7 protein-coding genes are annotated in these 15,544 nt (G+C 37.4%); all 7 read left to right on the forward strand.

Translation table 11 applies throughout. From position 1 onward, the window contains the following. The 7 genes from ACN20O_RS12395 (at window position 1) to ACN20O_RS12425 (ending at window position 15,242) form a co-directional block, all read left to right on the forward strand. Window positions 1-3,819, forward strand: a complete 3,819-nt coding sequence (locus ACN20O_RS12395; protein ID WP_491634234.1) for an Eco57I restriction-modification methylase domain-containing protein — start codon at window positions 1-3, stop codon at window positions 3,817-3,819. A gap of 3 nt (window positions 3,820-3,822) precedes the next feature. Then, window positions 3,823-7,128 carry a DISARM system helicase DrmA gene (drmA, locus tag ACN20O_RS12400; RefSeq protein ID WP_491634235.1) on the forward strand — a complete coding sequence of 1,102 codons (3,306 nt, stop codon included), beginning with the start codon at window positions 3,823-3,825 and terminating at the stop codon, window positions 7,126-7,128. A gap of 1 nt (window position 7,129) precedes the next feature. Next, the gene (drmB, locus tag ACN20O_RS12405; RefSeq protein ID WP_491634236.1) at window positions 7,130-8,935 is read left to right on the forward strand and encodes a DrmB family protein; all 1,806 of its coding nucleotides are present in this window, start codon (window positions 7,130-7,132) and stop codon (window positions 8,933-8,935) included. A gap of 1 nt (window position 8,936) precedes the next feature. Next, window positions 8,937-9,701, forward strand: a complete 765-nt coding sequence (gene drmC, locus ACN20O_RS12410) for a DISARM system phospholipase D-like protein DrmC (protein WP_491634237.1) — start codon at window positions 8,937-8,939, stop codon at window positions 9,699-9,701. A 35-nt stretch (window positions 9,702-9,736) separates the two neighbouring features. Then, a complete protein-coding gene (locus tag ACN20O_RS12415) occupies window positions 9,737-11,071 on the forward strand; it encodes a toll/interleukin-1 receptor domain-containing protein (RefSeq protein ID WP_491639285.1) in 1,335 nt (444 codons plus the stop codon). Further along, window positions 11,068-12,573, forward strand: coding sequence for an argonaute/piwi family protein (locus ACN20O_RS12420; RefSeq protein WP_491634238.1), 1,506 nt, complete (start codon window positions 11,068-11,070; stop codon window positions 12,571-12,573). The genes ACN20O_RS12415 and ACN20O_RS12420 overlap by 4 nt, the downstream gene beginning before the upstream one ends. A gap of 74 nt (window positions 12,574-12,647) precedes the next feature. After that, window positions 12,648-15,242, forward strand: coding sequence for an AAA domain-containing protein (locus tag ACN20O_RS12425; RefSeq protein WP_491634239.1), 2,595 nt, complete (start codon window positions 12,648-12,650; stop codon window positions 15,240-15,242). Window positions 15,243-15,544: the final 302 nt, after the last annotated feature.

A 15,544-nucleotide genomic window follows, 5' to 3' on the forward strand; every position in this document is an offset into this window, starting at 1 on the left:
ATGGCCTCAAATAGAAGTATTGAATATCACCAACAATGGATCGGTTACTTAAATCCAACGGGCTTAGTATTTTCCCCGAACGCTCTTGATGACGCTCAAGCTGTTATCAATGAGGGTGTCATTTCAGAGCAAAAAGAGTTTTTGGCCCTTGTAGCAAAAACTACAAATGACAATTTTGAGTTCACTGGCATTGAAAATGTTCGTGATTTATTCTTTAAGGTTTTAAACTGGCGCGAATCTGATCTTAATTCAGATCAGACAGTTATCACGCAGTATTCTTTTTCTCATCCACAATTTGGTGAAGTTGTTTCTCCAACCTATGTAGCAAGAGTCAATGATGAAAAAGTCATCTTGATTCAACAGATAGTCCAGGACGATTTTGATAAAACTGCCAACACTGAAGATGCTTGGAACTCAAGTCCTCATTTTAAATTTGAGAGACTTCTTCGAGAAAAACAAATTTCTACAGGGCTCATTGTTTCTAAGGAAAAACTACGACTGATCTTTGCTCCGCGAGGAGAATCTTCTGGCTACATAGATTTCCCTTTTAAAATCATGTATCAGCCTTCTGGTCGTTTAGTTTTCGCGGCATTCAGAGAATTACTATCTGATGCCAAAGTCTTCAACTCGCCCAAAGGTCAGTCACTCATTGAGATTTTAGAGCTTAGTAGAAAATATCAAGCCCAAGTCTCAATCGACCTCTCTGGACAAGTTCTAGCGGCCCTTTATGAGCTTCTAAGGGGCTTTCAGACCGCTAATGATGATGAAAGTGGCAAGCTGCTAGAAAAGACTCTTAAAGAGAATCCTCAGATCATTTACGAAGGGCTTTTAACGACTTTACTTCGCATGGTCTTCATCATGTATGCCGAAGATCGCAATCTATTGGCAACTGATGAGGTTTATCAAAGTAGTTATTCGCTTGCTGGACTTTATGAAAGACTTAGACAAGATGAGGCTCAGAACCCAGATACTATGGATAGCCGCTATGGGGCTTGGGCGCATTTAATTTCTTTATTCCGACTCATCTATGATGGCGCTGAATACGATTCTGAAAAGGGAAAAGTAGTTTTACCAGCAAGGCATGGTCATCTATTTGATCCGAATATTTACTTATTTCTTGAAGGCAGAGACTCAAAAGACCAGCTATACAATAAAGCTCCAAAAATTTCTGATGGAGTTGTCTTCAGAGTTCTAAGAAATCTTCTTGTTCTAAAAGGAGAGCGAATCTCTTATCGAACTCTCGATGTTGAACAGATCGGCTCTGTTTACGAAACTATGATGGGATTCGAGCTTGGTCGAGCCAAAGGTGAAACCGTTGCTTTAAAGCCAGCAAAGTCTCACGGTGCACCTTTGCCAATTAACTTGGATGAAATTTTAGCAACAAAAGATAAAGCTAAAAAACTTGGCGAAGTATCTGAATTAAAATTATCCGATAAAGTAAAAAAAGAATTCAATGTATGTAAAACAATTGATGAGCTTGAAAGTATTCTCGATAAAAACAAAAAAATAGATCGCAGAGCATCTCCTTTTAGACTTTCAAAAGATGCAATGGTTCTTGTACCAAGTGAAGCTCGAAGAAAATCTGGCTCACATTATACTCCAAGAGAATTAACTGAGCCTATCGTTCGTGTAGCTCTTGAGCCAATTTTTAAAAATCTTGGAGATAAACCAACTCCTGAGCAAATTCTTGATCTAAAAATTTGCGACCCTGCAATGGGCTCAGGTGCTTTTTTAGTTGAAGCTTGTCGCCAGCTTTCGGAAAAACTCGTTGAGTCGTGGGCTGCTCATAAGGTTAAAATTGATATTAGTGCTGATGAAGATGAGTTACTGCATGCCCGTCGTTTGATCGCGCAGAAATGTCTTTACGGTGTTGACCGCAATCATATGGCTGTTAATCTAGCTAAACTTTCGTTATGGCTTGTTACTTTAGCCAAAGATCACACGTTCAGCTTTCTTGATCATAATTTAAAGCCTGGGGATTCCATTCTTGGATTAGTCAATAAGCAGATTGAATCCTTTGACTACACTGATCGAACAGAAGGTTTGCCTTTATTTCAATACATGAATGAACAGCTAACTGAAGCTCTAGATGCTCGTGATGAAATTAGAAATGCCACCGACGAAAATAATTATGATGCCCTTAAAATGGCTGAAGTTGAATATCTCGAGCGACTTGAACCATTACGCTTGGTTGGCAATCTTACTTTAAAATGTTTTCTTGATGGTGAAAATGAGAAAACTCGAATAGCAAATTTGCAACAGCATCGATTGATTATTTCAAATTATTTTTTATCAAATTCAATTGACAAACTAATTATGTATTGCAATGCCCAGCTGATGAATGATTTTAAGTATAACCCATTTCATTGGGAGCTTGAGTTTCCAGAAGTGTTCATAAAAGAAAATGCTGGATTTAATTGCATCATTGGGAACCCTCCATTCTTAGGTGGAAGTAAAATTTCTAATCACTTTGGAGAGCGATATTCAGAAGCAATTAGGATGCTAATTAAAAACATTCATGGAAAAGCAGACTTGGTATCATACTTTTTTAGAAAATCTTTTAACTTAATAAACAAAAACGGTACACTTAGCTTAATTTCAACAAATTCAATTAACAAAGGTGAAACGCGTAATAGTTCCTTGATGCAAATTGCCATTGCTGGTGGTGAAATTTATGACGCTCGAAAAAGATTAAAATGGCCAGGTGTTGCAGCAGTTATTGTTTCAATTATTCATATAATAAAAGCAAAAGGATATTCTTCAAAGCGTTTAAACTCTCGCCCGGTAAATAACATATCACCTTTTTTAGTGAACAATAATTTAATTTCTCCGCCAAATGTATTAATTGAAAATGATGGTAAAGTTTTCAGTGGCGTAAATCCTAATGGTAAAGGATTTATAATTGAAGGTGAAGAATACACAAAATTACTTAAAGAAAAAGGAAATGAAAATTTTATTCGAGAATTCATTAGTGGCGAAGACATTAACAATTCAAAAGATGGCAAAAGTGGAAGATATATTATTCGACTTCCAAAAGAATTGGATGAAGATACTCTTAAGAAGCATCCAGTTCTCTATAAACATCTATACGACACCGTTCGCATTCAGAGAAGCAAGTCCAAAGAAAAGCGATTAAGAGAAAAATGGTGGCTTTTATCACGACCTGCAAATGAATACTACAATGTCTTAGGAGATAGGAAACAAGTCCTTGTTAGTTCTAGACACTTGGAACACTTCATTTTTAACTTCTCAGAGACATCAAATGTTTTTAGTGATGCTGTAACTGTTTTCTTATTTGACCAGTATAAATACCTTGCAATACTTCAGGCTTCTTCGCACGAAATATGGTCATATTTTTTTGGCTCATCAATTGGGGATGGCTTGCGCTACATACCTGAAGATTGCTTTTCAACGTTTCCATTTCCAGCCTCACTCGAATCTGCTGATTTTCTTGAAGAAATAGGAAAAAAGTTTCATCAAAAGCGAGAGAGCCTAGTTCAGACAACCGGAGGATTGACTTCTTTGTATGGGAAGTATCATGACCCAAACTGCCAAGAAGAAGACATTAAAAAATTTAGATCTGCTCAAATGGAGTTGGATACTGAAGTATTTAAGCTCTACGGTTGGACAGACTTACTTTTAAGCTATGAATTTCATCTCGCAGTTGATGATGAGGAATTGGACACCAACTCGGAATGCGAAGAAAAATATAAGTATCGTCTAACCCAAGAAATTCAAGACGAAGTACTTTTGCGACTTTTAAAACTCAATAACGACCGACACGAAAATGAAGTCCGGCTTGGATTTCACAAGAGGTAGTATATGTTATCTAAAGAAATTAGAGAGAATATCTTAAATGCAATGAAACTTGACCTAATCGGGCCAAGCCACAATTCCGAATTAAAATATCTCCAAGAGGTTTTGAGTGTTCAACCGTCGGCTTATTACCTCACAGGTTTTCTTGTTCCTCATGGCTCTAAAATTCAAGTGGACGTTGAAGAGGATGAGGCTAATGTTAGCCCTGATGATACCGACGAAAACGCCGAGTCTGGTGGAGATGAAGCCAACTCACTCATTAAGAGATTTCCTTCTTCTATCGGAATGAGTTTCCTTCTTAAAAAAGAAACCAAAGAATTTGAAGCCGTTTGTCGTTGGGGTGAATACAAGCCTCAGCAGGAAGGGGACAAAACTATTTGGCCGAGAATCCATATTGAAAAAAAAGTTAAAGTTGTTCTTTTAAGTGATATTAATCAAAGGTTTGCAGTTACCAATGAAGTTGAATTAATCGTTAATCAAAAGATTTTAAACCTTGCTAGTGATTCTTATAATCTACTTGAGGACGGAACAAAATCGCTTTCAGTATTTTTGGTAAATAGAAAATCTATCAAGAACGCTGATCGCCCAGATGATTCTTTTATGTTCCAAGCTGAAATGGAAATTCATGTAGCCAATGGGTTTTGTCCTCGTCCAAACCTTCGAGCCCTAGAATCAACCGATCCAGATGACAGTATTGCTGATCTTCAATTTGCCAACATCCACGAATACGCAACTGGACACGGAGTTGCTGCTCTTTTTGAAACTCAAGATAGTTCTTGCAAAAAGATCACGACCTCTTGGATGCCTTCATACGAGGTCGAGGGAGTGCAATCTCACGATACAGAAGGCCTTGAGCTTCGTATGGAAGAACTTGCGAAACTCGATAGTTTTGAATCAGCCAAGGTTAAGCTTTCACCTCTTTTGGAAGACTACAAACAATGGATCAAAAAGCAATCCGCATTGATCCCGAAGGGAATTAAAAAGCGAGAAGATACTGGAAACTATCTTGTCGGAAAATATAATTTTGCGCTTAAAAGAATCGAAGATGGTATCAATCTTTTGCAAGACAAGAATGTTCTTGAATCTTTCAAAGTAGCAAACCTTGTAATGGCTGAGGCTGCGAAGAAAAGAAGATCAGACACTCCTAAATGGAGAACTTTCCAGCTTGCATTTGTCTTGATGAACCTTAAAGGAATTATCAATCCTGAGGATTCTGAGCGCGACACTGTTGATCTATTATATTTCCCTACAGGTGGCGGTAAGACCGAAGCTTACCTTGGTGTCGTAGCTTTTACTCTTGTCTATAGACGTTTAGTTGATCCAACGATTACCTCTGCTGGCGTGAGTATCTTGATGAGATACACGCTCAGACTTTTAACGCTCGATCAACTTGAGCGAGCAACAGCTTTGATCTGTGCGCTTGAGAAAGTTCGACGTGAACAAAAAACAAAATGGAACTTAGGCGAATTACCTTATGAAATTGGTCTTTGGGTGGGACAAGCTGCGACTCCGAACAAACTTGGAGCTAAGGGTGATAACAATCCTTGGTCAGCGCGAACAATGCTTCGAGCTTTTCAAAATGATCGTGGTAAGTCTCCAGTACCTCTTGAAAAATGCCCTTGGTGTGGAACTGCTTTACATCCAAAGAATAGTTTAAAGTTGGAAACATCAGCCGACTATCCAACTGACCTGAATGTTATTTGCGATAATCGTGATTGCGATTTTACAGCAAGTAAATTTGGGAAACTTCCTTTAGTGGTTGTCGATGAAGTGATTTATCGAAAACTTCCATGCTTTATCATTTCAACAGTAGATAAATTAGCCTCAATGCCGTGGGAAGAAAAAATTGGAAAGCTTTTTGGGCGCGTTGATAAATTTCATAAAGATTTGGGATTTTTCTCTTCTACCGAAAATCAGGCCGGTGCTCAAAGACTGACTGGCGAATTAAAACCGTTAGACCTTATTATTCAAGACGAGCTTCACCTTATTTCAGGGCCACTTGGTACGATGGTAGGTCTTTATGAAACTGCCGTTGATGAACTTTCATCAAGAGTGGTTGGCGACAAAAAGATTAAGACTAAGATCATTGCCTCAACTGCAACGGTAAGACACGCGCAGAAACAAGTTAAGGCTCTCTACGGAAGAAATGCCGTAGATATTTTCCCAGTTCCGGGCGTTACTTCTCAGGATTCATTCTTTGCAAAGACAGTTCCTGTAACTCAAAACTCTGGTCGCCTGTATGTGGGAATTGCAACTCAAGGGCGTTCAACTAAGAATCTTTTATCAAAGTCATATCTTTCAAGTATGAGTGCTGCTCAAAAACAGCTCGATCTCTCTGGAAATGCCAACATCTGTGATCCTTACATGACAGCTCTAGGCTATTTCAACTCTCTTCGTGAGCTTGGTGGCGCGAGAAGGATTATCGAAGATGAAGTTAATTCCAAACTCAGAAATTACTCTTCGTTTAGAAAAAGAGCTAACGAACAAGCCTCAGACATCCTCGCCGATCGAGCTATTAAATTTGAAGTTCTTGAACTTACTTCGCGTGAAGATACAGCACGAGTCGCATTGGCCAAGCATAGGCTCTCAAAACCTCATGGAAACGATGAGTTTGTAAACGTGGCAATCGCGACCAATATGATTTCTGTGGGTCTTGATATTACAAGACTTGGACTTATGCTTGTTTTTGGTCAGCCAAAAACTACTTCCGAGTACATTCAAGCATCAAGCCGTGTTGGCCGTGGATCAACGCCCGGCCTTGTTATTACTCTCTATAACATTCACAGACATCGCGATAGATCGTTATATGAGAGATTTGTTCCTTATCATCAAAGTTATTATCGTGACGTTGAAACGACGAGTGTAACACCATTCTCAACGAAAGCCTTAGATAAGGGCCTTGCTGGAACTTATCTCTCAATCGTGCGCCACTTGATTGATGGAATGAGACGAGAAACTGATGCTGGAAAAATCGTTACGAAGAAGGATGAACTTAATACGATTGTTTCTAACCTTGTTTTACAAAGGCTGGGAGCTTCAGGTTCATCTCAAGCTACAACAGCAAGTCTTCAAACAAGACTTAACTCTCTTTTAGATGATTGGGAAAAAATCTTAAACTTCGCGGGCGATCAAAATGAACCTCTGACTTACACAGATGGAGATCATTCACTCATTCATCAATACCTTGATCCGAAACTTTCTGAACTTCCTGATTATTATTTAAAGTTCAGGGCTAATCGCTCTATGCGTGAAGTAGAGCCAACAGTGAATATCTGGGTTAAAGGTATGAACGATCAAGATTTGGAGGACTAATATGACAAGAAAAGCACATGGTGAAGTTCGCCAAAGCCAAATCATTACAACTTTCGGACCGGGCTCTTTGCTCGATTTGCCGAAGTATTCTGTAATCGTTGCAGGGCTTGATAACATCCAAGCAGACATTGAAATTCAAGAACCACGACTTTTAGAGAAAGTAAGACGTATTCCTGGTCTTCAACACGTTTCTGCTTTAAAAAATCCTCCACGCCAAGCTGAAACCTATGGAACAGATACCTCAGGAATGAGAGCGCATAGTTTTCCAAATTGGTTCATTACAACCCAAATACCCAATAGCCGTGACAGGTTCTTGGTTCCCAAATCAAAAATCGAAAGGCAAAAATATAAAGACGACGATGGGAATGCCTATTCTGTTGTTCCTGTTCGTTTTTTAAGAGCTTGCCGTAGAGGTCATATTGACGACATTGATTGGAGAGGATTTATTCATCATGGACAGCGCGAATGTACTGTTCCAATTTATCGGTTCACTGAAATCGGAAACTCTGGGGATGCATCTGACATCATCGTAACTTGTTCTTGTGGTGCCAGCAGACACCTTGAAGAAGCAAAGGAGCCAGCTCCTGACGGATTAGGTTTCTGTCAGGGCAAACGTCCTTGGCTTGGCTTTGATTCGCAAGAAGAATGTACTGAGCTTTCTCGTTTGGTAATCCGAAATGCTTCAAACATTTATTTTCCACAAGTCTTGAGCGTTATTTCAATTCCTCCAAAACAAAACATCACACTTGGGGATATTGTTCTTAAGCACTTAAACATGATTGGAAATTTAACAGATATAGTTCAGCTTGATGCTTTTAGAACAATTCCATTATTGAAAGAGGATTTCAAAGATTATTCAAATCAAGAAATCTGGGATTGCCTTCAGGCAATCAAACAAACTGGCCAAAATCCACAGAGAGTTTCTTTAAAAGATGCCGAATTTGAAACTCTTTTCTCATCAGAAGATGAGATCGGACAAGATTGGCCAGCAGGAACTTTCTACTCAAAGGCGATTAAGAAAGAGAATTGGGGAACAGCTCCATTCATGGATAAATTTTCTCGTTTAGTTCTAGTCCATAGATTGAGAGAAGTTCGATCTCTGGTTGGATTTACTCGAATTGATAAACTCAGCTTAGGAATTGATGGAGAACTTGAGGAAAACGAAAAAGTACATCGTGCTTCACTTTCATTAGGGAATGTTCCTTGGGTTCCAACGGTCGAAAACCGAGGCGAAGGAATTTTTATTGGTTTTGATAAAGACAAAGTCAGAGTATGGGCCAATACACCTAAAGTTATCGAGAGGAGCCAGCAACTTATTGATGGAATGAGACGACTTTATGCCGAGAAAGAGCGTGATTTTGACGAGAGTGATTTTCCGGGCATTGCTTATTATATGCTTCACTCGTTTTCTCATATGTTAATCACGGCAGTTTCTCTTGAGTGCGGCTATCCGGCAAGTTCGATCAAAGAAAGAATCTACTGCTCAAGTCATGGTTATGGCGTTCTGCTTTACACTGGATCACCTGATGCTGAAGGTACTCTTGGCGGCCTAATTGAAGCAGGAAGAGACATTCACAAATACATCAAGATTGCTCTTGAGATGGGTGAACTTTGTTCCAATGACCCTGTATGCTCACAACATAAACCAGATGACAGAATGAGCGATAAGTATCTCTTGGGAGCCGCTTGTCACGGTTGTCTTCTGATTGCAGAGACATCATGTGAAATGAGCAATAATTACCTAGATAGATCGCTTGTCGTGCCAACACTAGAAAATCTAGGTTGTGAATTTTTTAATGTGGTTTGATATGAGAACTGAAGAACTGAAACTTATTATTGAAAATCTTAAAAATGGTCGCTGGACAATTCCAGTGAGTCACTTTCTTTTGAAAGAGGCTTTTGATTCGGAACGATCTGCTTACTGGGAAAATATCTTTCAAGGATTTCAGGAAAATCAATTCAACTCATCTCAAGCCATTTTTGCATTAAGTGAAATTGAAAAGCAGTTATTAGTCGCTAAAGGCAACAAGACTGCTAATTATGAATTGGTTTGGACTGGCCCAGAAGCATTAAACTCCACTCTTAGAGACACTGCTATTGTTGCTCAAGAACTCTTTAGACAGGCAAAGAGCGAAGTTGTGATTGCTGGTTTTGCTTTTTATCAAGGGAAAGAACTCTTCAAAGAATTAGGTCAGAAGATGGATTCTGATCCTAATTTCAAAGTTACTTTTTTTGTGGATGTTCGTCGTGAAGGAAACACTTCGGTTGATGCCGCAGTTTTATTGAAATTCAAAACTGACTTCCAAAAGAAACAGTGGCCAGCGAGCAGACTTCCAGAAATTTATTATGACCCAAGAACACTTGCACTTGATGGTGCTGTAAAATCATCAATGCACGCAAAATGTATTATTGTAGATGCCGAAAAAACGTTAGTGACTTCGGCAAACTTCACCCAGGCAGCTCATCACCGTAATATCGAGGCTGGCGTAGTTCTTCATTCAAAAGAATATGCGGTCAGTTTGAAATCTCAATTTTTTAATCTTGTTGAAGCTGGAGTTTTAAAGAAAGTCTAATCGGAGGAATTATAGAAAATCGCGATTTAGTTTTTATTAGTTATGCAACTGAAGATACTGCTTTTACTGATTGGCTTGCACTAAAGCTTACAAGTGCAGGATACAACGTTTGGTACGACAGAATGTCACTTTTGGCTGGGCAATCTTTTGTCAAAGAAGTTGATGAGGGATTAAATCGTTCTTGCAAATTTCTAGCGGTTTTGTCTCGAAATTCAGTGAGTAAAGAAAATCCAACAAATGAAAGAACTAAAGCAGCTGCAATAGGGAAATCAATTAGAGATGGGGATTTTATTATTACTTTAAATATTGATGGTTTACCTGCGGCAGATATACCGTGGACGTTAAGTCAAAAGTCATATGCTAATTTTTTTGATGGATGGGCTGATGGATTTAAGCAATTAATAAAGTCTCTCGAATCAATGAATGTTCCATCAAACGAAAGTGCTGGCCGAGATTTGGTATCCCAATGGGTAAGACAGAAAGACCTAGCAACTAAAAGAAACGAACGCGTATGGACAAATTTGATTCCTATAACATCCATACCTCTAGGGATTCGTCAGTATACAGTAAAAAATCCTCAGACTCTTGATACTTTAAAATTTTCTTCTTGGCCGATTGCCATTCAAAATAATCTTTATGTTTGGTCTTTTGTCGAACCACCTTCTAGCATATCTCCATTAGTTGAATTTATCAGAGTAACAAGCTGGATTGACCAATCAGGAGTTCAGGGAGAAAGGATAAAAAATTATGCTAAATATTTACTTAGAAGAGGATTGGAAGATTATTGCTTAAATCGTGGGCTAGTCAAAAGTGATGATAAAAAAAGCATATATTTTCCATCGGGTTTATTGAGCCAAGATAAGCATTTTTACATAGGAATTTACGGAAAGCGCACTTATCTAAAATTTATTGGGAGTAGTACTTTTAGAATTGGTTTTGAAAAAAAGGAGATTAATAGGCATCACTTATCCCCATCATTCAAAATCATTGAAAGAGAAAATAATCAATTTCAAATTCAAATCATTAATAGAATTTACTTAACCAATGAAGATGGTACTCAAATACATCCATCAAGAATGCTTCGTCGTCGAAAAAAGATTTGCAAAAATTGGTGGAATGATAAATGGTGTGCGCGATTGCTAGCCGTTATGAGTTGGCTTTCATCAGATCAAGATGAATTTGAAATTTTTAAAACGCCTAAGGAAGCATTTAAAATGTCAGGAAAACCTCTCTCATTGACTTGCAATTATGGAATAGATGAAAACGCTTCTGAAGATATTGATGAGTACCCTGAAAGCATAATTGATGATACGGAATCATCTGAAATTGTATTAGATTATGGGACAGATATGGCAGAGGAGGAGTTATGAAAAGTGAATTAATTGTTATCCCTGAGCCTCTGCTGCAATTTAGATATAATCAAAGATTGGCTGCGCCACATGATGGTCTTGCATTATTTGGACCTCATGGCTCTGAACAAGCATCCCATCCAGCTAATCTTTCTTATGCTGTAATAGGTACTTCAGATGGATTAAATGAAGCTAAAAATTTTTTTAATGCAATAAAAAAACCAATATTAAATGACCCTATAAAAACTAATTTGCTTTTGTGGCCATCATTTCCAGGGTATGAAGTTGTTTATCATTCAAAATTTCCAAATAATCCAACGATTTCGATTTCTCTTGATGCTCAGGCCCTGGAAAATTCATCATTATTAAATGACCCTCACCAAAGGGCTTCAAAAGTTGTAGAGCACTATTTAGAAAAAATTAAAATAATAGCAGATAGTGATAGAAACGTGTCTGTTATTGTTTGTGTTGTGCCAGATATTGTCCATAAAAACTGTCGCCCAAAAAGTACGGTTAAAGAAGGAATTGGAGATAAAATTACAAATTCACAAAGAAAGATTCGAGCATCTGGACAAATAAGTTTGTTTGATTCTTATGATCCAGAGACATATCAGTTCTCAGTGGATTTTAGACGTCAATTAAAGGCAAGGGCCATGGAATATGGCATACCAATTCAAATTATTCGCGAATCAACTTTGCGCCTTGAGGATCAAGATGTTCGTGGAGAAAGGGGCCTAACAACTTTATCGGATAGAGCTTGGAATCTCACAATGACAATGTTTTACAAGGCTGGAGGACAACCCTGGAAGCTCGCAACGGCGAGAGAGGGTGTATGCTATGTTGGATTAGTTTTTAGGCAATTAGATCCTGATTCTAATTCAGGAAGTGCTTGTTGTGCTGCCCAGATGTTCTTAGATAGTGGAGATGGGGTAGTTTTTCGAGGTCAGGATGGACGTTGGTATTCTCCTAAAGATAAGGCTTACCATTTGTCTGAAGTTGCAGCTCATGATTTATTATCTGGATTGCTAAAGGCTTACAGCGATCTAGGAGGCCAGCCTTTAAAAGAAATATTTTTGCATTGCCATTCATCAATTGATAGCGAAGAATTCAAAGGTTTCCAACGAGCATGTCCAAAAGGTGTTAAGCTTGTAGGAATTCGAGTTAGGCAAGAACGCTCAGGACTAAGAATGTTTAGAGAAGGAACATTACCAGTTCTGAGAGGTAGTTTCTGGGAAGTTGACCGACGAACCGCTTATTTATGGGGAACTGGTTACAAACCCAAGATTGATAATTACGATGGGTGGGAAACACCCGCTCCATTACGAATCGATATTCAGCATGGGGAAGCGAATATTAAACAGGTTGCAGAGGACATTCTTGCTTTAACAAAACTTAATTATAACTCATGTAAAATGGGAGATTCAGAGCCCGTAACAATTGGGTTCTCTGATGCTGTTGGTGAAATTCTTGTTTCTAATCCATCAATTAAAAATCCTAGTCCAAAATTTAAATTTTATATTTAGTAAAGATTGATGAGGTAGAAAACATTTTACCATGAATGAGCTATTGACTACTTAAATAGAATAATTCTGAGATCATGAAAGAAAAGAAATATTGTATATATCTAAAAGGAGAAGACAAAACCGATAGCGTCCGAGCATGGCGACGTATTGGTGATAAGTATGAAGTAACGTTTCATAACGGTAAGTCATTTCATTATAATTTAAATAATGTAGAAATTGTCGAATCTTCTTTTGATGAGGAAAATTTTCTTCAATGTTTTGATTATTTAAAACAAATTGCTAATGAAGTAGGAATTAAAGTTGAATTAGAAAATCGAAAAACTATTAATATACTTTTTCACCATTACTCAAAAATTGAATATGTTGAATCAGATGTTATGGCCGCCTTCCTGAATGGCAAATTTACAGCGTCATTTTTACAAGAAAATCCTCTCGTTACAGATGCGATTTATCCTTTCGGTTTTAATGTGAGTCAAAAAGATGCTGTCGAAAAGGCTTTGTCGAATCCACTTAGTATTATCGAAGGTCCTCCAGGGACAGGAAAAACACAAACAATTTTAAACATAATTGCTAATATTGTTATAAGAGGGGAAACCGTCGCTATTGTTTCAAGTAATAATTCAGCAACAAAGAATGTTTTTGATAAACTGAGGAAAAATAATGTCGATTTTGTTGCGGCGTGCCTGGGAAGCATAGATAACAAAACGGATTTCATTAATTCTCAAAAGCCACTTCCAGACATGAGTAGTTGGCATCTTTCTTCTGATGCAATTTGTGAGTTGAAAGATTTGTTAAAGCAAAGGAGTGCAGTTTTACAAAATAAACTATTGCAGCAACAAAAGTTGTCTTCATTAAAACAAGAATTGTCTGCAATTGAAACAGAAATCAAATATTTTTTCGAATACGCAAATAACTTTGAAAATATATTTGATCCACAAATTAGCAGAAAAATAAATACCGCTGAAAAGGCTTTAGAAATGTGGTTTTTATGTGAAAGCCATGAAGAGACACCATCCAGAAAAAACATTGTTGCATATTTTAAATACATCTTTAGGTATTTTAAATTTTTTAATAAGAGAAAATTATTTATTAGAGGTTTACTGAAAAAATATTCAGTCGGTTCTCTTATCATTTTATTTCAAAGACGCTTTTACGAAATGAGGATGGCTGAGCTCAACCAGAACATTATAAAGTTGAATAATGAACTTAAATTATTTAATTTTAAAGAGCAAATGAATGAATATACTGAAATTTCACTGAAGATTTTCCGTGCGAGTCTTGCAGGGCTGTATCAGGAAAAGCAGCGAAAAAATTACTTGATTGAGGATCTTCGATACAAATCTCAAGCATTCATAAAAGATTATCCAGTTATTCTAAGTACAACTTACTCGTTACGAAGTAGTTTAGCTGCCAATGTCACATATGATTATGTAATTATAGATGAATCTTCTCAAGTTGACTTATGCACTGGAGCACTCGCTTTGTCATGTGCGAAGAAAGCTGTCGTCGTGGGAGATTTAAAGCAACTGTCTCATGTTGTCGATTCGAAAATGGCCAAAATTACAGATGAAATTTTTTCAAATTATAATTTGCCAGAGTTTTATCGTTATAAGAATCATAGCTTGCTTTCATCATTTATTGAGATGTTTCCGACCGTTCCAAAGACGCTTTTACGTGAGCATTATCGATGCCATCCGAAAATTATAGAGTTTTGTAATAAAAAATTCTACGGCGGACAGCTTGTTATTTTGTCCGATTACATGACTGATCATGAGCCATTAATTGTTTATAAAACAGTTGAAGGTAATCATGAACGAAAGAGAATGAATCAACGTCAAATTGATATAATTAAAAATGAGATAATCCCTCAGCTGTCTCTCAATGTTTTAGATAACTCTCTTGGAATAATTACTCCTTATCGAAATCAGACAAATGCTTTGCAAGAAGCTTTTTCAGGATTACAAGTTAAAGCAGATACTGTCGATAAATTCCAAGGGCAAGAAAATGAATTTATCATTCTTTCAACCGTCGACAACGAAATTACAGAATTTGCAGACAATGCAAAACGTTTAAATGTTGCTATATCAAGAGCTGTAAAGCAGCTAATCGTTGTCGTAAATGATAGCGATACCTTAAAAGATACAAACATCGGTGATCTTGTTCGTTATATAGAATACAATAATCATAGTATTGTTGAGAGTCGTATAAGTTCCATCTTTGATTATCTGTATAAAGGTTATGCTGATCGTAGGCGAGAATTTCTTAAAAAATATAAGAGTATTTCAGAGTATGAGAGCGAAAATCTTATGTATGCTTTTCTCTCAAATATATTGAAAGAAAAGGAAATGAATTGTCTCGAAGTTATACCCCATGTCTCTCTTCGGATGATTATTGGAAATATGGAGCTTATGCTACCTGCAGAAAAGACATTTGCAATGAACCCTAGAACACATGTTGATTTTCTTGTTTGTGATACGGTTAGTAAGTTTCCAAAGTTTGCTATAGAGGTTGATGGTGTTGGGTTTCATGCTAAAGGTTCTAAGCAAGCAGAGCGTGATAGTATGAAAGATGAGATATTTAAAAAATACAATATACCGTTACTTCGTTTTAGAACCGATGGAAGTAGTGAGCGCGAGCGTTTGATGGAAGCTCTTTTAATGTACTCCTAAGTTGAATCAGATGCTTCTTGAAATGCAAAGACGCGTGTGTCGAAATATCTACAAAGTCTAGAAATTTGATGGGCCTACTTTTAAATGGGCTCCAACACACTTTACCTGGGAAAACTCAATTGAAGTATGCTGGAACCGAAGTCTGGTAGAAAGATGGCTGTAGTTAAAGCAGTTTTAATTTTTTCAGTTTTCATCCTCCAGAAATTATATAAAAGATCGACCAGGGGCTTAATCGTAGCCTCCGGACTCCCTTCTAATAGCTAAGCAAAGGTTTTGAATAAATATTATTTTAGACTTCATCG

The organism is Bacteriovorax sp. As-1 (assembly GCF_058446905.1).